Genomic DNA, 25,607 nt, shown 5'->3' with positions numbered 1-25,607 from the left:
GAAAACTGTCTGGTTGGTCCCGTCCCTCTTGGTCTGTCCCGGCTTGTGTCGGGTTCGAACCAAGTGGCGTCCCGAGATCACAAACGCGCTAGACGCCTATTGGTTTCTGCGTAGCAAACAAATGATGTGTAATCACGAGATTGATATCCGGCTCGGACCGCAGCAACCCCCGCTTGACAAGCCCTGCCATTCAGCTGTACGGACCCGTCCGATGATCAATTCTCGGACCCATCTGCGCCAGGCCATGCGTCGTCGCTCCCGCGACGATGACGGGTTGCGCCATGTCCGACGACGCCGCTGAAGCATTAGTTCAGCACAGTTTTCGAGAAGGCCGCACCCGCAAAGTGCGGTCTTCTTGCGTTTCGCGTCCCTTTTTCACCCGCCCCGAATCGTCCCTGCCACAAGTCTTCCCTACCCCAAGAGGAGTTCGACATGACCACCGCCACCCATCCGTATGACGCGCTGATGGATATCACCGCACGGCCCAAGGCCGTGTTCGTCCGTGGCGCGGGCTCATACCTCTGGGACGACAGCCGCAAGCGCTATCTCGATTTCGTGCAGGGCTGGGCCGTGAACTGCCTCGGCCATTCGCCGCCAGCGATTGCGGACGCGTTGGCTTCACAGGCCAAGCGGCTACTCACGCCGAGCCCGGCGTTCTACAACGGGCCGAGCCTCAAGCTCGCGCATGCGCTCGTCACCAACAGCGCTTTCGACCAGGTGTTCTTCACCAATTCCGGTGCGGAAGCCAATGAGGGCGCGATCAAGCTCGCGCGCAAATATGGCAGCCTGCACAGAGGCGGCGCGTTCGAGATCATCACGTTCGAAGGCGGCTTCCATGGGAGGACGCTGGCGACGATGTCGGCCTCGGGCAAGAAGGCCTTTGAACCATTGTTCGAGCCGAAAGTGGCCGGTTTCAAAAAGGCAAAGCTCAACGACATCGCTTCGGTCGAGAAGCTGATCAGCACGAACACCGCCGCCGTGATGCTCGAGCCGATCCAGGGCGAATCCGGCGTGTGGCCGGCGACCGATCAGTTCCTGCGGGAGCTGCGCGCGCTCACTCAGGCACACGGCCTGCTGCTCGTTTTCGACGAGATCCAGACCGGCATGGGCCGGACCGGAAAGCTCTTCCACTATGAGCACACGGGGATTGCGCCCGACATCATGACGCTCGGCAAGGGCATCGGCGGCGGCGTGCCGCTCGCGGCCCTGCTTGCGACCGAACGCGCCTCCTGCTTCGAGCACGGCGACCAGGGCGGCACGTTCAACGGCAATCCGGTGATGTGCGCGGCTGGCCTGGCGGTGCTCGATGAGGTCGGCAAGCCGGAGTTCTTGAAGGCGGTCACCGAGACCGGACGTTTGCTCGAAAGCGAGCTGCAGAAAGTCTCGACACGGCACGGCCTCGGCGGCGTGCGGGGACGCGGGCTGCTGCTCGCGCTCGACCTCAAGCTGCCGATCGCGCCCGGCATCGTCGCACAGGCGTTCGAGGCCGGCGTGCTGCTGAATGCACCGCAGCTCGACGCGCTGCGCTTCATGCCGGCGCTGAACGTCACGAAGGCGGAGATCGCCGAGATGATCGATTGTCTCGACGGTATTTTGACCAGGGCCGGCGCGGCGAGACGGGTGGCCTAGGACTCGTCATTGCGAGGAGCGAAGCGACGAAACAATCCAGACTGCTCCGAGGAGGGATTTCTGGATTGCTTCGCTTCGCTCGCCATGACGGCAGAGCTACGGCTTCAAGATCGAAGCCCCCGTCGTGTTGCGGCTTTCAAGATCGATATGCGCTTTTGCGGCGTCCTTCAGCGCATAGGCGTGATTGATCGGCACATGCAGCTTGCCGTTGATGACTGCGGAAAACAGCGTATCGGCACCTTCGAGCAGTTCCTTGCGTGTACCGACATAGTCATTGAGTTTCGGCCGCGTCGCAAACAGCGAACCGTGATTGTTCAGCTCGGCGATCGAGAACGGCGGCACCGGACCTGAGGCATTGCCGAACGAGACGAACATGCCACGCGGCTTCAGGCAGGACAGCGAGCCCGGGAAAGTCGACTTGCCGACGCCGTCATAGACGACGTCGCAACCTTCGTTGCGGCTGATTTGCTTGACGCGCGCGACGAAGTCTTCTTCGTTGTAGAGGATGACGTGGTCGCAGCCATTGGCTTCCGCAAGTTCAGCCTTCTCGCGCGAACCGACGGTGCCGATGACGTGGGCTCCGAGCGCGCTCGCCCATTGACAGGCCAAGAGACCGATGCCGCCGGCTGCGGCGTGGATCAGCACGCGATGATGTGGCTCAACCTTGAAGGTCTTGTGCAGAAGGTACCAGACGGTCAGGCCCTTGAGCATCAACACGGCGCCCTGCTCGTGGGTGATGTGGTCGGGCAGCTTGACAAGCTTCTCCCAGGGGATGTTGCGCTCGCTCGTGTAGGCGCCGAGATTGTGGTAGTAGGCGACGCGGTCGCCGGGATGAAAATTCGTCACGCCCGGCCCGACAGCCAAAACCTCGCCCGAGGCCTCGTTTCCGGCAATGAAGGGCAGACCCGGCGCCTTGTAGAGGCCGGTGCGGTAATAGACATCGATGAAGTTCAGACCGACCGCATGCTGGCGGATGCGCACCTCGCCGGGGCCTGGCGCCGGGATGTCGACGCTCTCATAGACCAGGGCCTCGGGGCCTCCGACCTTGTGCACACGGACGGCTTTGGTCATCACCTGACCTCCTCTTCGCTCGGCTCAGCGAAAGACATCGCGCCTGCCTTGTCAACTTGACCCAAGTTGGAACGGTCAGACCGAGGGTTTGCCGACCTTCCTGCGATTGCGCTTGGCCAGCACGTTGAAGAATTCCACCGCCGCAGAGAACGCAATTGCGAAATATATATATCCGCGCGGAATGTGGAATTTGAATCCGTCCGCAACCAGGGCGACGCCGATCAGCACCAGGAACGCCAGAGCCAGCATCTTGGTGGTCGGATGTTCTGCGACGAATCGCGCCACCGGTCCCGACGAAATGTACATGATCAGGCAGGCGATCACGACGGCGGCGATCATGATCTCGAGGTCCTGCGCCATGCCGATCGCGGTGATGATCGAATCCAGCGAGAACACGATGTCGATGACGACGATCTGGGCGATCACCCAGAAGAAGGCGTTGCGGCTGGATTTGCCCTCGCCCTCCTCGTCGTCCGCATCCACTTCGGCGTGGATCTCATGCGTCGCCTTCGCGATCAGAAACAGGCCGCCGCCGATCAGGATGATGTCACGCCAGGAGAAATCGTAGCCGGCGAACGAAAACACCGGCGCGGTCAGGCCGATCAGCCAGACCAGCAGGCTGAGCAGGATGACGCGGAAGATCAGCGCCAGCGCCAGCCCGATCTGGCGGGCGCGGCGGGCCTGCGGCTCGGGGATGCGCGAGACGATCACCGATAGGAAGATGACGTTGTCGATGCCGAGCACGATCTCGAGCGACGTCAGGGTCAGCAGCGCCGCCCAGGCCTCGGGGCTGGTCAACAAATGCATCATGCGAAGGATCTTGCCATGCGGATCAACGCGTCGCTGAACGCAATCCAGAGCGCGATCGCGCAGAGCGCTATCGTCACGCCGGTGCCGACGCGAAAATCCATCTCCAGCACGTAGAGCCCGAGCAGCGACCAGATCGCAATCAGCGACATCGTCAGCCAGCGCAGCCGCACGACGCGGACCGGATGCAGCACCCGGAACGGCACGAAGGTCAGCACCACCAGCGCCGCGACCAGCAGCGTCGATGACAAAGGCGGCCAGTGCAGCAGGAACAAATAGAATGCCGCCGCATTCCACAACGCCGGAAAGCCGCGAAAATGATTGTCGTCTGCCTTCATGCGCAGATCGGCGAAGTATAATGCGCTGGTGACGATGATGGCGATGCCGAGCAAGGGCGCCGCCACCGGCAGCAACAGGCCGCTCGCCACGATCGCATAGGCCGGCACGAAGACATAGGTCACGAAGTCGACCACGAGGTCGAGCACGTCGCCCGACCAGTTCGGCTGCACATCCTTGACGTTCAGCCTGCGTGCGATGGGCCCGTCGATCGCATCTATGATGAGGGCCACGCCCAGCCATCCGAACATCGCCGCCCAGTGCTCGCGCACGGCTTCCAGCATCGCAAGCAAGGCGATCGCCGCGCCAAAGGCGGTGAAGATGTGCACCGAAAACGCCGCGGCACGGATCGCGGGCTTCGGCTTGAGGGAATCCCCTTGGCTGTCCATGGCTTCTGCTACCAGAACGGGACCGGTTTGCACATCGCCGTCGCGGCATTGCGCCGCGCAATTCGTCATAAAATCAGGCAAAACAGGTGGGCTTGAATTTACCGCGGGGCGTGTCAAATGTTGTTCCATGACAGACGCCTCGACACTCTTTGACGCAGCCATTATCGGCGGCGGACCGGCAGGCCTTGCGGCAGGAATTGCATTGGCGCAGGCCGGCGCGCGGGCCGCGCTGGTGGCGCGACGCCTGCCCTATGCCGACAATCGGACCAGCGCGCTGTTGGGTGGCTCCGTCGAGCTGCTGGAGAGCCTCGATGTCTGGCCGCGCTGCAGGGACCAGGCGGCGGCGCTCGAGGTGATGCGACTTGTCGACGATACGGGCCGGCTGTTCCGCGCGCCGGAGGTCAGGTTCTCCTGTCACGAGATCGCGCGCGACGCCTTCGGCTACAACATCGACAATCGCTCGCTGATGCTGGCCCTCGAAGCACGTGCGGCCGAGCTGCCCAACCTCGTCCGTTTCGACGACGAGGCCGAGAACGTCGTCATCGAGGCTGACGATGTCGCGATCCGCACGGCTTCCGGACAATTTTTGACCGCGCGGCTCGTGGTCGGCGCCGACGGCCGCCACTCGCTGTGCCGGGAGGCCGCCGGCGTTGCGGTAACGCGGCGCGAGCTGGCGCAGACGGCGCTGACCTTCAACGTCAGACATGCCCGACCGCATCGCAACGTCTCGACCGAGTTCCACACGCAGCAGGGTCCCTGCGTGTTCGTGCCCCTGCCCGGCAACCGCTCCAGCATCGTCTGGGTCTCGGCCCCCGCGGAGGGCGAACGGCGTCGTTCCCTTGGCGACGAGGACCTCTCCGCCGCGATCGAGAAGCAGTCGCATTCCATCCTCGGCCGGATGACGGTCGAGCCCGGCCGCAACCTGTTTCCGCTCACGATCGAACGGCCAAAATCCTTCGCCCGCGACCGTATCGCGCTGGTCGGCGAAGCCGCCCATGTAGTTCCCCCGATCGGTGCCCAGGGCCTCAATCTCGGTCTACGGGATGCTGCCGATATCGCCAGACTCGCTGGCGAGGCCATCGCATCGGGCCAGGATCCCGGCGCGGACGACGTGCTCAAGCGCTACGACCGGGCGCGGCGTCCGGACATTTTGAGCCGGACATTTGCGATCGACATCGCCAATCGCTCGCTGCTCAATGATTTCCTGCCGCTGCAACCGGTCCGTGCCGTCGGCATGCACCTGCTCGGCGCCATCGGCCCGCTCCGGCGCTTTGCCATGCGCGAGGGACTGACGCCGACGTGGCGCAGGTAATTTGGCGCAAGCAATTTGGCGCAGGTAATTTGGCGAAAGTAGCGCTCACGGAAACGCCAGCCGGCCGGTCTGGAGCAACCACATCACGGTGGTCAGCGTGACCACGGAAGCAAACGTTCCGAGCAGCACGGCGACGGAGGCGGATTCGATCCACGCATCGTTCTGGCGCGCGATCACGAACACATTCAGCGCCGGCGGCAGCGAGGCCATCAGGATAGCGGTCGCCGCCCAGGGCTGCGCGAACGGACCGAACGCCAGCATCAGGCCAAACGCCGCGAGCGGATGGAACAGCAGCTTCACGGCGATCACGCCCGGCACCTCCCAGGGCACGCGATTGAACGGCCGCAGCGCCACGGTCACGCCGAGCACGAACAACGCGGTCGGCGCGGCAGCGTTCTGGAGGAACGTGATGGTTCGATCGAGCGCGACCGGCAGCTCAATATGAAGTGCGGCGACAGCCGCGCCAAAACAGGCCGACATGATCAGCGGGTTAAGCACGATCTGCTTCAGCACCACGCCGAAGGCATGCCCGATCGAGGGGTGATCGCGGTCGGAGAGCTCGATCAGGAGCGGCACGATCGTGAACAGGAAGATGCTGTCGCAGCAGAAGATCAGCGCCGTTGGCGCCGACGCCTTCGGCCCGAGCACGGCGAGCGCCAATCCCGGCCCCATGTAGCCGATATTGCCGTAGCCGCCGGAGAGGCCCGCGAGCGTCGCCTCGCGCAGCGTCAAGCCGCCGAGTACCTTGCCGACGACCAGCGCCAGCGTGAACGCGGCGACCGTCGACAGCGTGGTCGCAACCAGGAACGGCGGGTTGTTCAACTCCGAGAACGGCGTCTTCGACATGATCGCAAACAGCAGCGCCGGCAACGACACGTACAGCAAAAAGAAGTTCATCCAGGCGAGGCCTGATTCCGGCAGTGACTTGGCCTTGCCGCAGGCGAAACCAACGAAGATCAAGCCGAAATAAGGTAGTGCGAGGTTGAGGATATCGACCATTGATGAAGTGTTTTCTGAAGGCTTGGGGGCTATCTGCCCCCCGAGCAGACATTAATTGCAAATGAGGGCACTAGCATCGGCCACAATCCTGGTCTATCGACGGAGCATGATTAAAACGCGGACCGCCAAATTCCAGATCGGACAGGTCGTTCGCCACCGGATCTTCTCGTTCCGGGGGGTGATCTTCGACATCGATCCGGAATTCAACAACACCGAGGAGTGGTGGCTGTCGATCCCCGAAGAGGTGCGGCCCCACAAGGACCAGCCGTTCTACCATCTGCTCGCGGAGAACGCGGAGTCCGAGTACGTCGCCTATGTCTCCGAGCAGAACCTGCTGCCGGACGAGTCCGGCGAGCCAATCCGGCATTCCCAGGTCGCCGAGATCTTCATCAAGAGCAAGGATGGCGGCTACCGCCCTCGCAATCCCTCGCTGAACTGAGCAGTGCTCTCTGCTCCAGGTTTCGCCCGCCAACAAGCGGCCAGAAAAAAGGCGCTCGAACCGAGCGCCTTTTTCATGTCCGGGATTGAGTCCCGATTACTTCTGGCCGGCAGGCGGGGCGCCGGGAGGCGTGCCCTGCTGCTCGAGCTTCTTGCGCTGCTCCTCGGCCTTCTTCTGAAGCTCTTCCTGGAGCTTCTTCTGAGTCTCTTCGAACACCTTCGGATCGGTCGGCGGACCGTCATAGGCCTTCTGGAATTCGCCGGCGAGAGGCAGCGGCAGCGTCAGCGGCGCACCGTTGGCGTTGATCGCCTGCACCACGAGGTTCTGCCCCTTCTTCATGTTGGCGATGAGCTCGGGCGTTGCCTCGTAGTCGGACATACAGCCGTTCTGGAAGCAGATCACATATGGGCTCTGCAGCGGCGGGTTGTTGTCGACGATGATGCGGGTGCCGTGCACGAGCTGCATGCCGAGCGGCAGCGTCACGCGCAGGATCTTCTTCGGCTCGCCTTCCGGCTCGATGATCACGGCTGCGATGACCGGCTGCCCCGATTCGATGCGGCCGTCCTTGCCAGTGAAGCAGACCTGTTTGGCGTTGGCGTCCTGGCCCTTGAGGCAGAACTTGGTCCAGGGGGCGTAGATCAGCTGGATTTGCTGGTCCGGGGGCTGGCCGCCCTGCGCGGCCGGAGCGCCCGGCTGGGCCGGAGCCTGCTGGGCCTGGGGAGCCGGCGCTGGAGCGGCAGCCGGAGCTTTGGGGGCAGCCTTGGGAGCGGCTTTCGGGGCTGCCTTTGGGGCGGGAGCCTGAGCCTCAGCGGCAAACGGGACGACCAATGCCGTCGCCGTCAACAGGGCGAGAACTCGCCCGCGCAGCCGAACGGACGCGGCCAAATAACGAAAATTCATTGCAGAAAACCCTTTCTGAACGGGAAGTGCCCGAACCGCTCCGAAGCGCCGAACCAAGCCGCCTTGGGCGCGGCTCTCTTCCCGTCAAATGAGGCGGATGCGTGACGGGCTCGGCGCTCGTGCGCGATTGCGTGCCTTCTTAACGTGGCCGACGGAAAGATCAATGCCGACAAGCGTCTTTGGCCACATCCGGCCGGGCGCCCAGTGAAATCCCTGTGATAGACTTTAGGCCCGCCGGCCCTCGAATCAACGTGTCCGAATGTTCATGTTCCAGCGCCTGCTCGAGGGCCCCCGTCTCCGCCTTTGCAGTCTTGCTTTGGTCCTCGCCATGGCGCTGTCGGTCAACGGCGCGCAGGGCGAGGAGACCTACGCGATCGCCATGCATGGCAAGCCGGCGCTGCCGGCCGATTTCACTCACATGCCCTACGCCAATCCTGATGCCCCCAAGGGCGGCAGGCTGACCTGGGGCATCCTCGGTAGCTTCGACAGCCTCAATCCCTTCATCGTCAAGGGACTGGCCGTGCAGCCGATCCGGAACTACGTCTTCGAGAGCCTGCTGGCGCGCGGCCAGAACGAGCCGTTCACACTTTACGGCCTGCTCGCCAAAACGGTGGAGACCGACGACGAACGGAGCTATGTCACGTTCCGCCTCGATCCCCGCGCCCGCTTCTCCGACGGCAAGCCGCTGCGCAGCGAGGACGTACTGTTTTCATGGCAGCTGCTGCGCGACCATGGCCGTCCCAACCTCCGGCAATATTACGCCAAGGTCGCCAAGGCCGAGGCACCCGATCCCCTCACCGTTCGCTTCGACCTCACCGGTGCCAACGACCGCGAGTTGCCGCTGATCCTCGGCCTGATGCCGATCCTGCCGAAGCACGCCGTCGACGTCGCGACCTTCGAGGAGACCACGCTGAGCGGGCCGATCGCCTCGGGTCCCTACCGCGTCACGGCGGTCAAGCCCGGTGCCAGCGTAACGCTCTCGCGCAATCCCGATTATTGGGGCCGCGATCTCCCGATCAATCGCGGGCTCTTCAATTTCGACGAGATCCGGCTCGACTATTTTCGCGAGGCTAATGGCCAGTTCGAAGCCTTCAAGCGCGGCCTTTATGATTTCCGCGTCGAAAACGAGCCGTTGCGCTGGCACGACGGCTACGATTTTCCGGCCGCCAGGAACGGCGACGTGATCCGCGACACCATCAAGCCCGGCGTGCCGCAGCCCTCGGAATTCCTGGTGTTCAACACGCGCCGGCCGATCTTCGCCGACATCCGCGTGCGCCAGGCGCTGACGCTGCTGTTCGATTTCGAGCTGGTCAATCGCAACTATTTCTTCTCGCTCTATTCGCGCGTCGCCGGCTACTTTGCAGGCTCGGATCTGTCGGCCTATGCCCGTCCCGCGGATGCGCGCGAGCGCGAGTTGCTCAAACCTTTCGCTGCGCAAATTCCGCCAGACATCATGGATGGCAGCTACCGTCTTCCCGCCACCGATGGCTCGGGACATGACCGGACGACGCTGCGCGCAGCGCTCAAGCTCCTGTCCGATGCCGGCTACGATCTCGACGGCACCGTGCTGCGCAACCGCGCGACCAAGGCGCCCTTCACTTTCGAGATGCTGGTGACGACCCGCGACCAGGAGCGCATCGCGCTCGCCTTCCAGCGCGACCTCAAACGCGCCGGCATCGCGTCGAGCGTACGCTCGGTCGATCCCGTGCAGTTCGACCAGCGCCGGTTGGCCTACGAGTTCGACATGATCCAGAACCGCTGGGACCAGTCGCTATCGCCCGGCAACGAGCAATATTTCTACTGGGGCAGCGCCGGAGCGGACAATCCGGGCACCCGCAACTACATGGGCGCCAGGGATCCCGCGGTCGACGCCATGATCAAAGCCCTTCTGGAGGCCCGTGATCATACGGATTTTGTCTCCGCCGTGCGGGCACTCGACCGCGTTTTGATCGCGGACTTCTACACAATCCCCCTGTTTAACGTATCCGAACAATGGATCGCGCGCTGGAATCGGATAGAACGACCATCGACCACTGCGCTGTCCGGCTATCTGCCGGAGACCTGGTGGTCGAAGGGTGAGCCTCAAGCCAGTCCAGCGAAGTGACGCCGTGAACCAGCAAGCCGTATCGCCGACGCTCGACACGCTGTTCCAGCGGACGCTGATGCGGCAGCCGCACGCGGCCGCCCTGCTCGATCCCCTCAACAAATCCCGCATCACCGGACACCAGCCGCGGCGGCTGACCTACGCCGAGGCCGACACGGCTATCGAGGCGCTGTCGGCGCATTTCGTCGAATCGGGCCTGCCGGCCAATTCGGTGATCGCGATCCAATTGCCTTCCACGGTCGAGTTCGTGCTGACGGTGCTCGCCGCCCATCGCGCCGGCCTCGTGGTCGCGGTGCTGCCGCTGCTGTGGCGGCAGGCAGAGCTGGCCGCCGCGCTCAACCGCACCGCGGCGCGTGCCATTGTCACCATGAGCAAGGTCGATGGCGTCAGCTATTCCGACCTCGCGATGCACGCGGCCGCCGAAGCCTTCTCGATCCGCCACGTCTTCGGCTTCGGCGCCGATTTGCCCGAAGGCATGGCCTCGCTCGACGAGGTGCTGGCCCGCCCGCCCGGGACCACGCGCGCAGTGATCCAGGATGGCCGCAAGGCGGCGATGATCTCCTTTGACGTCACAGCGGAGGGCTTTCGCCCGGTGCCGCGGCCACATTTCAGTCTGATCGCGGGCGGGCTTGCGATGTCGCTGGAAGCCGACATCCAGCAGGGTGCGACCGTGATGTCGGCGTTCACCCCGATGTCGTTTGTGGGCCTCGCCTCCTCGCTTGCGGTGTGGCTGCTCTGCGGCGGCACGCTGGCGCTGCATCATCCGTTCGAGAGCGAGGTGCTGGAGCAGCAGATCAACGAGCACGCATGCGACGTGCTGATCGCACCGGCGCAGCTCGCGCTGCGGATTGGCGATTCCAATCTCGCGGCGCGGCTGCCGACCTTGCGCAACGTCATCGGGCTGTGGCGTGCGCCGGAGCAGGTCGCCACCAGCGAGGCCTGGATCGCGCCGCATGCGCCGCTCACCGACGTCTACCTGTTCGGCGAGGCCGGCTTGTTCGGCGCCCGGCGCGGCGAAGACGGCGTGCCGGTGGCGGTGATGCCCGGGCCACATGGCGCTCCGCGCGAGCAGTCGGGCTCCTCGATCGCGGGCGACATCCTGCTGACCCCGAAGGGCACGCTGGGCCTGCGCGGCCCGATGGTGCCGATCGCGGCCTACGCACCGCCGCAGCCGGTCGGCGAGACCCTGACAGCGCAGCCGCCGCGCGACTACGTCGACACCGGCTACGCCGCGCGGATCGACCGTGCCAACGGGGCGATCTGCATCACGGCGCCGCCCTCCGGAATCATGGCCGTCGGCGGCTACCGCTTTCTCTCCAACGACCTCCAGGAATGGGCACGCCGGCTCGGCCAGGGCGCGCTCCTGACGGCCCTGCCTGACCGCCTCTCGGGCCACCGGCTGGCGGGGCGGGCCCAGGACAATACCCGCGCCCGCGAGGCGCTTAGCGAGCTCGGCCTTAACCCCCTGATGGTCGAGGCTTTTCGCGACCGCTCCGGGCCGGTTTGAGCGCAGTTTCGACCCATCCATTGACGCTGCATTAAGGCAACTCGACTAGATTGCGCCGCATCGTTTGCGTGATCAGAGTATCCCATGTCCCAGGCGGGCCCGATCCTGTTTGTGTCCAACGCCGAGCGCCCCGCCTTCATAGCGGCGCTGGACGAGGCTCGTCTCTTTCCGGTCATCGCTAGCGATTGGGCGAGCGCGTCGCGCGCCGTCGAGCAGGTGCAGCCGGCCGCAGTCCTCGCCGCGATGTCCGGCGGGCACGAGCCGCATATGGCGTTGCTCGCCAGGAAGATCGCCGATCAGCCGCTTTATCTTCCCCTGGTCGCGCTGGATGCGCAGGTCCCGCTGCCGCACAACGCCCTGCCCTTCGCCACACGCGTTGGCGCTGCCGAACGCCTGATCGCGCGCTTGCGCGCCGCGATCCGCATCCGCACGCTGCATGCCACGGTGCTGCGCCGGCTGCCGGAGGCGAAAGTCGCACTGCCGGAGAGCGATCCGGTGCGCGATGCCATCGTGCTGCTGATCGGCCGCGGCGCCGCTTACCCTGCGCTTTCCGTCGCCCTCGGCGAACGCACCGGCGTCGTCGGCGCGCTCTCGATCGAGGCCGCCGCAAAGCACCTCAACACCCGCGACGTCGACGGCGTGGTGCTCTCTGAAGGTTTCACCCCGCGTGTCACCGACGCCTTCCTCACGGTGCTCGCGGAGGATACCCGCTTCCGCAACCTGCCCGTGGTCGTCACCGCGCAACAGCTGACGCAGAGCTACGATCTGCCCAATCTCGAGCTGATCGCGGGCGAGCCCGCAAAGGTCGCAGCCAATGCGCTGCCGTTAATTCGCCAGCGCGCGATGGAAGCGCAATTGAGCCGCACGCTGCGCTCGATCGATGCCGGCGGCTGGCTCGATCCGCGCAGTGGCCTGTTGACGGTGGACGCCTTTGCCCGAGATTTTGCCAAGGCGGTCGAGCAGACGCTCGCCCGCGGCGGCGGCCTGTCGGTGGCACGCTTCGCCTTCGATCCCGGCAATCCCCGCGCACAACTGGATGCCGCGCGGATCCTCAGCCGCCTGATGCGGCAGATGGATTTTGGCGCGGCACAGAAGGACGGATCGGTGATCGTGGTGTTCGCCGAGACTGACTTCCGCACGGCGCACATGATCGCCCGCCGCCTCTCGGCGGTGATGAAGCACACGTCCAATGGCAAGCACGAAATGCGCAGTGATCCCGTGGTCAGCGTGGATTCACTGTCGCCGTCGGATACAGCACGGTCGCTGCTCGGGCGATTGTCCGCCGACGCGTCGCGGGCGGCATCTTAGCTTTCTGGCGCGCTGTCGCAACAATCACCCGTCATTGCGAGCGCAGCGAAGCAATCCAGACTGTCTCCGCGGAAAGATTCTGGATTGCTTCGCTGCGCTCGCAATGACGTGGAGAAAGCGGAGTCCTACGCCGCCTTCTTTTTCTGCGCGAGCTGCGCCAACTGCCGCATGATCTCCGTCGTGCCGGCGAGGCGTTCCTCCGGAGTCTCCCAGTCGTGCAGGAACACCACCTTCATGTCGGGCCGCACCTTGGCGGCCTGGCCATGGCTCTTGATGAACGACACCAGCCGTTCGGGATGGGCGAACGAATTGTCGCGGAAGGTGATGACGGCGCCCTTTGGGCCGGCGTCGATCTTGCCGACATTGGCCTGGCGGCAGAATGCCTTGATCGCGGCGACCTTGAAGAGATAGCGCACCTCGTCCGGCAGCACGCCGAAGCGGTCGCGCATCTCGGCGCCAAAATTCTCGATCTCCTCCTCGCTGTCGAGATCGGCGAGGCGCCGGTACAGCGACAGCCGCACCGAGAGATCACCGACATAGTCCTCCGGAATGAGCACGGGCATGCCGATGGTGATCGTCGGCGACCAGCGGTCGGCGGCGGGCTCGGAGACGCCGGCCTTGAGGTTGACGATCGCCTCCTCCAGCATCGACTGGTAGAGCTCGAAGCCGACCTCCTTGATGTGACCGGACTGTTCCTCGCCGAGCAGATTGCCGGCGCCACGGATGTCGAGATCGTGCGAGGCGAGTTGGAAGCCGGCGCCGAGCGTCTCCAGCGATTGCAGCACAGTGAGGCGCCGCTCGGCCTGGGCTGTGATCTTCTGCTGCGCCGGCAGCGTGAACAGCGCGTAGGCCCGCAGCTTGGAACGGCCGACACGGCCGCGAAGCTGGTAGAGCTGGGCGAGGCCGAACATGTCGGCGCGGTGCACGATCAGCGTGTTGGCGTTGGGGATGTCGAGCCCGGATTCCACGATCGTGGTCGACAGCAGGATGTCGAACTTGCCGTCGTAAAACGCGGTCATGATGTCCTCGATCACCGCGGGCGGCATCTGCCCGTGCGCGACCGCGACCTTCATCTCGGGCACGTTCTTGTCGAGGAAATCCTTGACCTCGGCGAGATCGTCGATGCGCGGCACCACGTAGAACGCCTGGCCGCCGCGATAGCGCTCGCGCAGCAGCGCCTCGCGGATCATCAGCGGATCGTGCGGGGCAACGAAGGTACGCACCGCAAGACGATCGACCGGGGGCGAGGCAATGATCGAGAGCTCGCGAACGCCGGTCAGCGCCAGTTGCAGCGTGCGCGGAATCGGCGTCGCCGACAGTGTCAGCACGTGGACCTCGGAACGCAGCGCTTTCAGCCGCTCCTTGTGGGTGACGCCGAAATGCTGCTCCTCGTCGACGATGACAAGGCCGAGGTCGCGGAATTTGATGGCCTTGCTGAGCAGCGCATGAGTGCCGACGACGATATCGACCCCGCCGTCGGCAAGGCCCTTCTTGACGAGATTGAGCTGCTTGGTGGGGACCAGGCGCGAAGCCTGTGCCACCTCTACCGGGAATCCTTTGAACCGATCGGTGAAGGTCCTGTGGTGCTGGCGCGCGAGCAGCGTGGTCGGCACCACGACCGCAACCTGCTTGCCTTCGAGCGCAACGGCAAAAGCCGCGCGCAGCGCCACTTCAGTTTTGCCAAAGCCGACATCGCCGCAGATCAGCCGGTCCATCGGACGGCCGAGTTCGAGGTCTTTCAGGGTGGATTCGATGGCCCCTAACTGGTCCTCGGTCTCGTCATAGGGGAAGCGTGCGCAGAACTCGTCATAGAGGCCCGGCTGCACCGGCAGCCTGGGAGCCTCGTGCAAATGGCGCGCGGCCGCAATCTTGATCAGCTCGCCCGCGATCTCGCGGATGCGGTTCTTCAGTTTTGCCTTGCGGGTCTGCCAGCCGGAACCACCCAGACGATCGAGTTCGACCGTGGTCTGGTCCGAACCGTAGCGCGACAACAGCTCGATATTTTCGACTGGCAGAAACAGCTTCGTCTCGGCCGCGTAATGCAGCTCGAGACAATCATGCGGCGCACCGGCGACGTCGAGGGTCTGCAGGCCGATGAAGCGGCCGATACCGTGGTCGACGTGGACGACGATGTCGCCGGCGGCAAGGCTCGTCACCTCCGAAATGAAATTGTCGAGCTTGCGGCTCGCCTTGCGGGGCCGCACCAGGCGATCGCCGAGAATGTCCTGCTCACTGATCAGCGCGATCTCGTCGGTCTCGAAACCGCTTTCGAGGCCGAGCACGGCGAGCATGGTCTCGTTGCGCGGGGTCGCCTGCACCGTGCGCCATGCGTTGACGCTGGTGGTGTGGGTCAGCTTGTGGTCGCGCAGCATCGAGATCATGCGGTCGCGCGAGCCTTCGCTCCACAGCGCGATCACGACTTTCTTGCGGCTCGCCTGCAGGCCCATGACGTGGCTGACCACAGTCTCGAACACGTTGACCGTGGTGTCATTGCGCTCGGGCGCGAAGTCGCGGCCTTTGCGGGCGCCGGCATCGACAACACTCGTGCCGTCGGTGGGCACCGAGAATGGCGTCAGCCGCGCTAGCGGGATGTCGTCGGTCCGCTTGCCCCACTCGTCCTCGGTCAGATAGAGCCGATCAGGTGGAAGCGGCTTGTAGATGGCGCCGCCGGCCGGATGTTCCATCGCATCGCGGCGGGCCTGGTAGTAATCGAGGATCTGCTTGAAGCGCTCGCGGACGGCATCCTCGGCCTGCGGCTCGATCGCGACCGCGGCCCCTTGCAGATAGTCGAACAGCGTGTCCATCCGGTCCTGGAACAGCGGTAGCCAGTGCTCCATGCCGGGATGGCGGCGGCCTTCGCTGACGGCCTCGTACAGCGCATCGTCGCGCTCAGGTGCTCCGAACTCGGCGACATAGCCCATGCGGAAGCGGCGTATGGTGTCGGTGACGAGCTGGAATTCCGAGATCGGCACCAGGTTGAGCGCGCGCATGTCGAGCAGCGTGCGCTGGGTCTCGGCGTCGAAGGTGCGGATCGATTCCAGGCTGTCGCCGAAGAAGTCGAACCGGACCGGCTGTTCGAGTCCGGCGGGAAACAGGTCGAGAATGCCGCCGCGCACGGCGTATTCGCCGGGCTCCCGTACGGTCGAGGAGCGGTTGTAGCCGTTGTGCTCGAGCCAGGCGACGATGGTGTCCATCGGCACGACATTGCCCGGTGCGACCGACAGCGCCTGCGCGGCGACGAGCTCGCGCGCGGGCACGCGCTGTACGACGGCATTCACCGTGGTCAGCACGATCAGCGGTTTATCACTGCCGGTGAGTGAGGCCAGCCGCGCCAGCGTGGTCAGGCGCTGTGCCAGAACGCCGCCATGCGGCGAGACGCGGTCATAGGGCTGGCAATCCCAGGCCGGGAAGGTCAGCACCGGCAGATCGGGCGCGAAGAATTGCAGCGCGCGTTCGAGCTGCTGCATCCGCGGCCCGTCGCGACAGACCACGGCCACGCTGACGGCCGGCTTCTTCGGCCGTGCCGCGATGGCGCGGGCGAGATCGGAGACAACAAGGCCCTCGGCGCCTTCAGCGACATTGGCAAGCGTCACTGCGCGGCCGGGCGTCAACAGCTCGGCCGGTGACTTCGAACCCGGTTTCATAAATCGCCGTCCGTGATCGGATAGGCCTTGATCCGGGCAAACAGCGCACCGGTGACATCAGCTGGCAGCACCTTGTCGCCGGTGATGGCGGCATAGAGATCGGGATCGGACTCTTCGAGCAGGGTCTCCAGCTCGGTCAGCTCGGCGTCGGAGAGGTTGGCGATCTCGGCATCCGCGAAGCGGCCGAGGATCAGGTCCATCTCGCGCGTGCCGCGGTGCCAGCAGCGGAACAGAAGCCGCTTGCGGCGGTCGTCCAGTCCGTTGCTCGATCGTGTCGTTCCCGTCATGTCTCAAATCCAGTCAAACGCCGAAAGCCCGGACGTGCCGGGCCGGGGTGATATAGCCACTCGAACCGGGCGTGTCAGCCCTCGATTTGGCATGGCTTGATGCCCGCTTGCGGACATGAAAAAAAGACGTGGATGCCCAGCATAAAGGCGGGCATGACGGGCCGAAACGATCCTAGATTCGCCCGATGCGCCCCAGCCTGCTCAATCCGCTGTTTGCTGCCGTGACCAGCCTGCCCGGCGTCGGTCCGAAGCAGGACAAGCTGCTGCAGTATTTGCTCAGCCGCAACGAGACGCCGCGGTTGGTGGACTTGCTGTTGCATCTGCCGAGCCAGGTAATCGACCGCCGCGCCCGGCCAAAAATCCGCGACGCCGTCCACGGAACCATGGTGACACTGGAGGTCACCGTCGATCGCCACCGCCCGCCCCCGCCGCGCAACGCCCGCGCGCCGTATCTCGTCTATGCCAGCGACGATACCGGCGACGTCGTGTTGACCTTCTTCCGCGCAAGACCCGGCTATGTCGAAAAGCTCTTGCCGATGGGCGAGAAGCGCTACGTCTCCGGCACGCTGCAGATGTATGACGGCATCCCGCAGATCGTGCATCCCGACCGCGTGCTCGACGAGGAGGCGATTTCTAAGCTCTCAGGGATAGACCCTGTCTATCCCCTCACCGAGGGCCTCGCACTCGGCTCGCTCCGCCGCGCGGTTGCGCAGGCGCTGCAGAAGCTACCGGCCCTGCCCGAATGGATCAGCCCGGAAGTGCTGCGCCGCTGCAATTTCCCGCCGATCACTGAGGCCCTCAATCGCGTGCACCAACCGGTCGAGCTGACGGACATCCTGCCCGACCAGCGTTACTGGTCCCGCCTCGCCTTCGATGAGCTGCTCGCCGGCCAGCTCGCGCTCGCTCTGATCCGTGCGCAATTGCGACGCCCGGCCGGCGTGCGTAATGCCGGCGACGGCCATTTGCGCCACAAGATCATCGACGCCCTGCCCTATGCGCTCACGTCCTCCCAACGCGACGCAGCCGCGGCGATCGCGAACGATCTGCAACAGCCGGTGCGCATGCTGCGCCTGCTCCAGGGCGATGTCGGCTCGGGCAAGACCGTGGTCGCACTGCTGGCGGCCGCCGCGGTTGCCGAAGTCGGCAAGCAGGCCGCACTGATGGCCCCGACCGAGATTTTGGCGCGCCAGCATATCAAGACCATCGCCCCGCTCGCCGAGCGCGCCGGCGTGCGGGTCGCGATCCTCACGGGCCGCGAAAAGGGCAAGGAGCGGCGCGAGATCATCACGCAGCTGGCCGAGGGCAAGATCGATCTCCTCGTCGGCACCCACGCGCTGATCCAGGACGACGTGATCTTCCACGATCTGGCGCTCGCCATCGTCGACGAACAGCATCGTTTTGGCGTGCGCGAGCGCCTCGCGCTGACATCGAAGGGCGAAGCCGTCGACGTGCTGGTGCTGAGCGCAACCCCGATCCCGCGCACCTTGGTGCTGACCTATTTCGGCGACATGGACATCAGCGAATTGCGCGAAAAGCCGGCCGGCCGGCAGCCGATCGACACCCGCGCCGTCGCCATCAGCCGGCTCGGGGAGGTCATGGACGGCGTCGGCCGCGCGCTCGAGTCCGGCAAGCTGGTTTTCTGGATCTGCCCGCTGGTCGAGGAATCCGAGGCCGAGGGCACCGAGCACCTCACCAATGCCACGAAACGTTTCGAGATCCTGCAGAAGCGCTTCGGCGACCGCGTCGGCCTCGTGCATGGACAGATGAAAGGTACGGAAAAGGATCGCGTGATGGGTCAGTTCGCGGCCCACGAGATCGGTCTTCTGGTCGCGACCACCGTGGTCGAGGTTGGCGTCGACGTGCCGGCCGCAACGATCATGGTGATCGAGAACGCCGAGCGTTTTGGCCTCGCCCAATTGCACCAGCTGCGCGGCCGCATCGGCCGGGGCTCCGAGGCCTCAACGTGTATTCTGCTCTACAGCGAGCCGCTTGGCGAGATGTCGAAGGCGCGGCTGAAAGTGATCCGCGAGACCAGCGACGGATTTCGTATCGCCGAGGAAGACCTGAAGCTGCGCGGCGAAGGCGACGTGCTCGGCGTCCGCCAGAGTGGCCTGCCCGGCTACCGCATCGCGCGTCCGGAGGTCCACGGCCAGCTGATCACGCAGGCCCGCGACGAGGCGCTGCGCATCATGAAGGATGATCCAAAGCTGAAAGGCGAGCGCGGCGAAGCGCTGCGCTGCCTGTTGTATCTCTACGAGCGGGACGAGGCGATCCCGCTGATCGGGGCGGGCTAGCTCGCCGCTTTTTGACGCCCGATTTCATAAGCGGCCACATGCGCCCGGGCGAGATCGAGCACGGGTGTTTCGATGCCGAGTGACCGGGCCCGGTTGGCCATGTCGCCGAGGATGTGCTCCGCCTCCGTGGTCGAACCGCGTTCGATATCCCGCAGCATCGACGCCTTGAGCGGAGAGTTCGCGGTGGTGAAAAGCTTGCGGTCGAATTCGATGAACGGTGCTCTCGGTTCGAAGCCGGAGGCGGTGGCAACCGCGCAGCATTCCCTGAAGAGGCCGAAGATCGACGCCTCGCCGTTCGGGACGGTCAGGATATCGCCGATGCTGGCGCGCAACAGACAGGTGATACCGGCAAGCGTGCTCAGCTGGACAAACTTCTCCCACATGTCCTGCATGATCGCTTCGCTGGCGCGCACGTCGATACCGGGGACATGGAGCAGCTTCTCCAGAGCCAGCACACGCTCACTGAGCGAACCCTTGGTCTCGCCAAAGATGACGGTCTGGTTCGCCATGAACTGAACCACACGGCCATCCGCATCGAGCCCGGCGCTGACATTCGCGAGCCCACCGAGGACGTGCTCGGCGCCGAACCGCATGGTCAGGGCGTCGATGTGTTTCAACCCGTTGAGGATCGGCAGAATCATCGTGCTCGCGCCGACGGCCGGGGCAAACTGGCTCATCGCGTCGTCGAGCGAATAGGCTTTCACACCGACGAGCACGATTTCGAAGGGATCCTTGAGCTCGGCTGCCTGGAGGATCTTCGGCTGCACGGCGAAGTCGCCGTGCGGGCTCACGACCCTCAATCCATCCCGCCGCAATTGCTCCGCCCGCGCGGACCGCACCAGAAACGTCACGTCAGCGCCCGCTCGGACCAGGCAAGCTCCGTAATAGCCTCCGAGCGCTCCCGCGCCGATCACCAGCACTCTCATTCCAACTCCCGTGTCACGTTGGCGATATTCAGCCATCACCGCATTGCAACGGCAAGCGGATTCAGATTCTAGTCTTGTGCCGCATCATGCAAGCCGCAATGCGCGGGATGTTCGAAATGGCTGCCGACTAGGCTTTCTTCTTCGCGACATTGGCGGCAAACGCCTTCAGCAGCGACGCGTCGACCGCCTCGCCCTTGGCGTCCTCCGCCAGATGCTCGAACCACTCGGCAAAACCTTCATAGATCTGGCTCGCCGGATGATCCGGCCCGAGGAAGCCCGAAATCTCCCGCATCTCCGCGACCCAGCGAAGGGCCTTCGGGAGCATGTCCGGCAGCGCGGTCTCGAGCCGCGCCAGGATCGCGGGCTGGCTGAGTGCGAGCTCGTCGCGAAGCGCATCTGCGGCCCCAGCGTTGGTCGCAGCGACCACCATGGCCGAGCTAATCCCGGCGAGACCTTTGACGATGCCGGCGTAGGACATCTTGAGCGCAGAAGCCGCACCCACCGGGCCTTCGACGATGCGCATGTCGAGCCCGAGCTCCTTCAGCACCGCGACATCCTTGGCATGTTCGCCCGACATGTAGAACGCCGGGCTCTTGCCGCCCGGCTGCGGCGGAAAGCCGATGATGCCGCCGTCGACGAACGGCGCTTGCGCCGAGCCGATGATCTCCTCGATCCGCTTCACCGTGTCGACATTGACGGCGTTGCAGTCGACCACGACGGGCTTTTTTGCTCGCTTTACAATCAATGCGGCCAGCCGCTCGGCCAGCGCCACCGCCTCGCCGGGTGGCACGATCGAGAGGATGATGTCGGCGTCCGCGATCGCCTCGTCCTCGGCGCCGACCATGCCGGCATCCGCCGCCCGTTTCAGCGTCGCCTCGCTGCGCCCCTTCAGCGACGTCAGCACGCGCGCGCCGTTCTCGCTCAGGCGTCGCGCCACCGCGCTGCCCATGGCGCCGGGAGCGAGAATCGCAATGGTTTTTGACATCGGGGCACTCCAGCTCGAATTCCGAGCATTGACGCTCAGTCCGACCGGAACATTAGCAGAGGATGCGAACGCCCGCGTGACCCGCGGCCATCCCGCCTCGGAATGGCCCTACTCCACCTTCGCAGGCTCGGGCTGCAGCGCGGAGGCGTTTGCGATACGCGCGGCATTGGCCATGCCCGCGAGCGCGGCGGCCTTCTTCGGGTCAGGCGCTGAGCCGGGCTGCACCACGCCGGCGGACATGATCAGCGTTGCGGCATCCTCGGCGCTGAGGTCGACCTCGATGATCTTGCTCCTGGGCACATAGAAGAAGAAGCCGGTGGTCGGGTTCGGCGAGCACGGCAGAAACACCGAGACATGTTCTTCCTGCCCCGGCAGGCTGCGCGCGACCTCTTCGTTCGGCGATTGCGAGATCAGCACGATCGACCACATGCCGGGCGAAGGAAACTCGACGAGGCCGACCTTGCGGAAGCTTGAGCCCTTGCCCGAGAACAGCGTCTCGAACACCTGCTTCAGGCCGCGATAGATCGCGCGCACCGCCGGGATCCTCCCGAGGAAGGTCTCGCCGACATCGACCAGCGTTCGGCCGATCAGGTTCGCGGCGAGGAATCCGACCAGCGTCAGCGTGAAGAATGCGACGACCAGTCCCCAGCCGGGAATGACGTAGGGCAGATAGGTTTCAGGCCGATAGGCCAGCGGCACGAACGGCCGCACCACGCCATCGACCCATGTGACGAACCACCAGACCAGATATAGAGTGATCGCAATCGGCCCCGTGACGACGAGGCCGGTGAGGAAATAGTTGCGGAAGCGGCCCATCAGGCCGGTATGCGGTTCCGGCGCGGGATCAAGCGGCGCAGGTGCGTCGTCGCGGGTGGTCATTCGGGTTCCAGGTCGGTCGCTGCACTCAAGCTAGGGGCTTCTAGCAGGTTTTGGAAGAGCGCGACCTGATCCCTTCTGCCTATTCCACCGTCACAGACTTGGCGAGATTGCGCGGCTGGTCGACGTCGGTGCCCATCACAACCGCCGTATGGTAGGCGAGCAGCTGCACGGGGACAGCATAGACCATCGGCGTGAACGCCGCGGCCATATCGGGCATGACGATGGTGATGAGCGAATCAACTGTGGCCTCTGCCGCACCCTTGGCGTCGGTCATCAGGATGATGTTGCCGCCGCGGGCGGCGACTTCCTGCATGTTCGATACGGTCTTCTCGAACACGCGGTCATAGGGCGCGATCACGACGACCGGCATGGTCTCGTCGATCAGCGCGATCGGGCCGTGCTTGAGCTCGCCGGCGGCATAACCCTCGGCGTGGATGTAGGAGATTTCCTTCAGCTTCAGCGCGCCTTCGAGCGCCAGCGGATAGCTGGTGCCGCGGCCGAGATAGAGTACGTCTCGGGATTTGGCGATCCGGTGCGCGAGCTTTTCGATCTGGGGCTCGCTGGTGAGCGCATCCGACATCAAACGCGGGACCTCGACGAGGCCGTGAACGAGCTTGGTCTCATCCTCGGCGGACAATTCGCCGCGGGCCTTGCCGGCCGCGATCGCCAGGTTTGCCAGCACCATGAGCTGGCAGGTGAAGGCCTTGGTCGAGGCGACGCCGATCTCGGGGCCGGCCAGCGTCGGCAGCACGGTCTCGCTTTCGCGCGCGATGGTCGAGGTCGGCACGTTGACGACGGCAATCGTACGCGCGCCCTCGGCCTTGGCATAGCGCAGCGCAGCCAGCGTGTCGGCGGTTTCGCCCGATTGCGAGATGAAGATCGCGAGATCGCCCTTGCGCAGCGGCGCTTCGCGGTAACGGAATTCGGAGGCGACATCGACCTCGACCGGCACACGCGCAAAACGCTCGAACCAGTATTTTGCGACGATGCCGGCGTAGCTGGCAGTGCCGCAGGCCGTGATGTTGATGCGCTGGATGTCCTTGAAGTCGAACGGCAGCTTGACCGGCAGCGAGACCCGCTCGGTCGCCATGTCGACATAGCGCGCCAGCGTGTGGCCGACGACTTCCGGCTGCTCGTGGATTTCCTTCGCCATGAAGTGGCGGTAATTGGCCTTGTCGACCAGCGAGGTCGAGGCGGCGTGCTTGATCTTGTCGCGCGCGACTGCGTGGCCGTCCTTGTCGAAGATTTCAGCGCTCTTGTGGGTCAGGACGACCCAGTCGCCATCTTCGAGATAGCTGATCGTGTCGGTGAACGGGCCGAGCGCGATCGCGTCCGAGCCGAGATACATCTCGCCGTCGCCATAGCCGATCGCCAGCGGCGGACCGTTGCGGGCGCCGATCATGAGATCGTCGTCGCCGGCGAAAATGAAGCCGAGCGCGAAGGCGCCGCGCAAGCGCGCCAGGGTCAGCTTCACCGCTTCCACCGGCTTGTTGCCGCGGCTCAGCAGATCGTCGACGAGGTGCAGCACGATCTCGGTGTCAGTCTCGGTGTGGAACGCCGTGCCCTTCTTCTCGAGCTCCTCGCGCAGCTCGCGGAAATTCTCGATGATGCCGTTATGGACGACAGCGACGCGCTCGGTCGCATGGGGATGGGCGTTGTTGACGGTCGGTTTTCCGTGCGTGGCCCAGCGGGTGTGACCGATGCCGGTCGTTCCCTTCAAGGGCTCAGCTTGCAGCCGCCTCTCCAGATTCTTCAGCTTGCCCTCGGCGCGGCGGCGCTCGAGATGCCTGCCTTCGAGCGTGGCGACGCCCGCGGAATCGTAGCCGCGATATTCAAGACGTTTGAGCGAATCCACCAATTGCTCTGCAACCGGCTCGCGCCCGAGAATGCCGACAATCCCGCACATGCGGATCAATATCCCCCAAATCGTCGAAAAATCGCCTAAACGACGCGCTCGGTTCTTAGCGAAATTCCTAAGGAACCAGATACTCAATAATTATGACGGATTGCGACAGCGTCCGATGACGGCGATCCTTCACCCGCATCGATGTGGCCGGCTTTAACCGCGCAGATTAACGCGTTGTCAACAAATTTGGCCAACGATTCTCCCTCTGGGAGATATGGCCATGAAAGGCTCGTCCGACCGCAAGGGTCTGTCATCGACATTCATTCGCGCCAGCGAGAGCACAGGCACGCACCTTGCGCATTGGCCGCCGCCCCAGCGCGCCATGGAGCGCGGCAAGGAAAGCAAGCCTGTCCTCGTCACGCAGGCTGCCGGCGAACCGGCAAAGCGCGCCAGGTCGCGCGGCTGGCGCTTGACGCGCGCGATGTTCTCGGACGTCGCCGACGACGATTAGCGTCGCTCACTTCTCGGGCGTCTTCTCGACCTTCTTGCCGCGCGTCTTCATTTCGCGATAGCGCGCAGCGCCACCCTCGCGGATGGTCTGCGGGCTGCGCTCCAGCGCCATCGCATCGTCAGGCACGTCGCGCGTGATCACCGAACCCGAACCGATATAGGCGCCGTTGCCGATCTTCACCGGCGCGACCAGCGACGAGTTGGTGCCGACGAAGGCGCCCTGCCCGATCTCCGTCTTGTGCTTCTTGAAGCCGTCGTAGTTGCAGGTGATGGTGCCGGCGCCGATGTTGGAATTGGCGCCGACGGTGGCGTCTCCAATGTAGGAGAGATGGTTGACCTTGACGCCGGCCTCCAGCGTCGCGGCCTTGGTCTCCACGAAATTGCCGATCCGTGCGCCGTCGCCGAGCGAGGTGCCGGGACGGAGCCGCGCATAGGGACCGATCGAAACCTTCTTGCCGAGCGTGGTCTCGACGATATGTGAGAAAGAATGGATCACGGCGCCGTCGGCGATCGAGACACCCGGTCCGATCACCACGAACGGTTCGATGGTGACGTCCTGGCCGAACACGGTGTCGGCGGCGAGATAGACGGTCTCAGGAGCGATCAGCGTGACCCCGGCTTCCATCGCAGCCTTGCGCAGTCGTGCCTGCATCACGCCCTCCGCTTCCGCAAGCTGGGCCTTGGTGTTGATGCCGCGCACCTCGTCCTCGCTGGTCTCGATCACTACGGACTCCCATCCATTGTCGCGGGCGACGCCAACCGCATCGGTCAGGTAGAATTCGCCCTTGGAATTCGCATTGCCTATTCTGTCCAGGATCGCGAGCGCGCGGCGGCCGTCGATCGCCATCACGCCGGCATTGCACAGATCGATCTTGCGCTCGTCCGCGCTGGCGTCGGCATGCTCGCGGATCGCGACCAGGCGCTCCCCCTCGACGATGAAGCGGCCATAGCCGGTGGGGTCGGCCGCGCGAAAACCGAGCGCGGCAATCGTAGCGCCTTTCGCGAGCGGCGCACGGAGCCGCGCAAAAGTGTCGGCCGAGATCAGCGGCGTATCGCCGAACGCGATCAGGACATCATCCACGCCAGGCGCAATCGCCTCCCGCGCCGCCAGCACCGCGTGCGCGGTGCCGAGCCGCTCCGCCTGCACGAAGATGAGCGCGTCGGTGCGGATACGCTTCGCCTCGTCCGCGACCACCTGGTGATCGGGGCCGATCACGACCGCAAGAGCGGTGCCGGTTCCCCGCGGTGCGGCGCCGAGCACATGGGCGAGCAGCGTCTGCTGTGCGACCGGATGCAGCACTTTCGGCAGGCTGGAGCGCATGCGCATGCCCTCGCCTGCGGCGAGCACGATCGTGAGGCTTGAGCGGGCGGTCATCGCAATCCTGTCAAATACGGCCGAATCGATCATCACATCGACGGGCGACCTGCCAATGTC

20 protein-coding genes are annotated in these 25,607 nt (G+C 64.7%); 8 read left to right on the top strand and 12 right to left on the bottom strand.

The annotated features are described in order from the left end of the window. Positions 1-432 precede the first annotated feature (432 nt). Positions 433-1,629 (top strand): acetylornithine transaminase, encoded by a 1,197-nt coding sequence (locus ABIA96_RS16790; RefSeq protein ID WP_354138144.1) that lies wholly within the window; start codon positions 433-435, stop codon positions 1,627-1,629. A 96-nt stretch (positions 1,630-1,725) separates the two neighbouring features. On the opposite strand, the gene ABIA96_RS16785 is transcribed toward ABIA96_RS16790, so the two are convergent. The 3 genes from ABIA96_RS16785 to pcsA all read right to left on the bottom strand — a co-directional run bounded on the left by ABIA96_RS16785 (position 1,726) and on the right by pcsA (position 4,232). Next, a complete protein-coding gene (locus ABIA96_RS16785) occupies positions 1,726-2,700 on the bottom strand; it encodes a quinone oxidoreductase family protein (protein WP_354138143.1) in 975 nt (324 codons plus the stop codon). 75 nt (positions 2,701-2,775) lie between these two features. Next, positions 2,776-3,510, bottom strand: a complete 735-nt coding sequence (locus ABIA96_RS16780) for a TerC family protein (protein WP_354138142.1) — start codon at positions 3,508-3,510, stop codon at positions 2,776-2,778. Beyond that, the gene (gene pcsA, locus ABIA96_RS16775) at positions 3,507-4,232 is read right to left on the bottom strand and encodes a phosphatidylcholine synthase (RefSeq protein WP_354138141.1); all 726 of its coding nucleotides are present in this window, start codon (positions 4,230-4,232) and stop codon (positions 3,507-3,509) included. The genes ABIA96_RS16780 and pcsA overlap by 4 nt, the downstream gene beginning before the upstream one ends. 127 nt (positions 4,233-4,359) lie before the next feature. Between pcsA and ABIA96_RS16770 the strand changes: the two genes are divergently transcribed. Then, the gene (locus ABIA96_RS16770; RefSeq protein WP_354138140.1) at positions 4,360-5,544 is read left to right on the top strand and encodes a UbiH/UbiF family hydroxylase; all 1,185 of its coding nucleotides are present in this window, start codon (positions 4,360-4,362) and stop codon (positions 5,542-5,544) included. Between the two features lie 45 nt (positions 5,545-5,589). Here ABIA96_RS16770 and ABIA96_RS16765 read toward each other — a convergent pair whose 3' ends face one another. Next, on the bottom strand, positions 5,590-6,543 hold the full coding sequence (locus tag ABIA96_RS16765; RefSeq protein ID WP_354138139.1) for an AEC family transporter: 954 nt from the start codon (positions 6,541-6,543) through the stop codon (positions 5,590-5,592). Between the two features lie 106 nt (positions 6,544-6,649). Between ABIA96_RS16765 and hspQ the strand changes: the two genes are divergently transcribed. Next, complete coding sequence (gene hspQ, locus ABIA96_RS16760; RefSeq protein WP_354138138.1) at positions 6,650-6,982, top strand: heat shock protein HspQ; 333 nt, start codon at positions 6,650-6,652, stop codon at positions 6,980-6,982. Between the two features lie 96 nt (positions 6,983-7,078). On the opposite strand, the gene ABIA96_RS16755 is transcribed toward hspQ, so the two are convergent. Further along, on the bottom strand, positions 7,079-7,882 hold the full coding sequence (locus ABIA96_RS16755; protein WP_354138137.1) for an invasion associated locus B family protein: 804 nt from the start codon (positions 7,880-7,882) through the stop codon (positions 7,079-7,081). A gap of 259 nt (positions 7,883-8,141) precedes the next feature. Between ABIA96_RS16755 and ABIA96_RS16750 the strand changes: the two genes are divergently transcribed. From ABIA96_RS16750 to ABIA96_RS16740, 3 genes are all read left to right on the top strand, one after another. Continuing rightward, on the top strand, positions 8,142-9,986 hold the full coding sequence (locus ABIA96_RS16750; RefSeq protein ID WP_354138136.1) for an extracellular solute-binding protein: 1,845 nt from the start codon (positions 8,142-8,144) through the stop codon (positions 9,984-9,986). A 4-nt stretch (positions 9,987-9,990) separates the two neighbouring features. Continuing rightward, positions 9,991-11,493, top strand: coding sequence for an AMP-binding protein (locus ABIA96_RS16745; protein WP_354138135.1), 1,503 nt, complete (start codon positions 9,991-9,993; stop codon positions 11,491-11,493). Between the two features lie 84 nt (positions 11,494-11,577). Then, a complete protein-coding gene (locus tag ABIA96_RS16740) occupies positions 11,578-12,801 on the top strand; it encodes a GGDEF domain-containing protein (RefSeq protein WP_354138134.1) in 1,224 nt (407 codons plus the stop codon). A gap of 125 nt (positions 12,802-12,926) precedes the next feature. Here the strand turns inward: ABIA96_RS16740 and mfd are convergent, their stop codons facing one another. After that, complete coding sequence (gene mfd / locus ABIA96_RS16735) at positions 12,927-16,445, bottom strand: transcription-repair coupling factor (RefSeq protein WP_354138133.1); 3,519 nt, start codon at positions 16,443-16,445, stop codon at positions 12,927-12,929. Next, positions 16,442-16,732 (bottom strand): FAD assembly factor SdhE, encoded by a 291-nt coding sequence (locus ABIA96_RS16730; RefSeq protein ID WP_354138132.1) that lies wholly within the window; start codon positions 16,730-16,732, stop codon positions 16,442-16,444. Before ABIA96_RS16730 ends, mfd begins: the two co-directional genes overlap by 4 nt. A gap of 185 nt (positions 16,733-16,917) precedes the next feature. Between ABIA96_RS16730 and recG the strand changes: the two genes are divergently transcribed. After that, entirely contained in the window at positions 16,918-19,026 is a 2,109-nt protein-coding gene (gene recG, locus ABIA96_RS16725) for an ATP-dependent DNA helicase RecG (RefSeq protein WP_354138131.1), read from the top strand. Here the strand turns inward: recG and panE are convergent. From panE to glmS, 4 genes are all read right to left on the bottom strand, one after another. Continuing rightward, positions 19,023-19,952, bottom strand: a complete 930-nt coding sequence (panE, locus tag ABIA96_RS16720; protein ID WP_354138130.1) for a 2-dehydropantoate 2-reductase — start codon at positions 19,950-19,952, stop codon at positions 19,023-19,025. The two genes, recG and panE, sit on opposite strands and share 4 nt — an antisense overlap. A gap of 127 nt (positions 19,953-20,079) precedes the next feature. Then, complete coding sequence (locus tag ABIA96_RS16715) at positions 20,080-20,937, bottom strand: NAD(P)-dependent oxidoreductase (protein WP_354138129.1); 858 nt, start codon at positions 20,935-20,937, stop codon at positions 20,080-20,082. 108 nt (positions 20,938-21,045) lie between these two features. Beyond that, positions 21,046-21,816, bottom strand: a complete 771-nt coding sequence (locus ABIA96_RS16710; RefSeq protein ID WP_354138128.1) for a DUF502 domain-containing protein — start codon at positions 21,814-21,816, stop codon at positions 21,046-21,048. Between the two features lie 79 nt (positions 21,817-21,895). Next, on the bottom strand, positions 21,896-23,722 hold the full coding sequence (gene glmS, locus ABIA96_RS16705) for a glutamine--fructose-6-phosphate transaminase (isomerizing) (RefSeq protein ID WP_354138127.1): 1,827 nt from the start codon (positions 23,720-23,722) through the stop codon (positions 21,896-21,898). A gap of 220 nt (positions 23,723-23,942) precedes the next feature. On the opposite strand from glmS, the gene ABIA96_RS16700 reads away from it, so the two are divergent. Beyond that, positions 23,943-24,173, top strand: a complete 231-nt coding sequence (locus tag ABIA96_RS16700) for a hypothetical protein (RefSeq protein WP_354138126.1) — start codon at positions 23,943-23,945, stop codon at positions 24,171-24,173. A 6-nt stretch (positions 24,174-24,179) separates the two neighbouring features. Here the strand turns inward: ABIA96_RS16700 and glmU are convergent, their stop codons facing one another. After that, complete coding sequence (gene glmU / locus ABIA96_RS16695) at positions 24,180-25,547, bottom strand: bifunctional UDP-N-acetylglucosamine diphosphorylase/glucosamine-1-phosphate N-acetyltransferase GlmU (protein WP_354138125.1); 1,368 nt, start codon at positions 25,545-25,547, stop codon at positions 24,180-24,182. Between the last annotated feature and the right edge of the window lie 60 nt (positions 25,548-25,607).

This window comes from Bradyrhizobium sp. LB11.1 (assembly GCF_040549385.1).
Classification (GTDB): Bacteria; Pseudomonadota; Alphaproteobacteria; order Rhizobiales; family Xanthobacteraceae; genus Bradyrhizobium.
The sequence above is the reverse complement of the archived record's forward strand: the minus strand, read 5'-3'. Positions and strand labels throughout refer to the sequence as shown.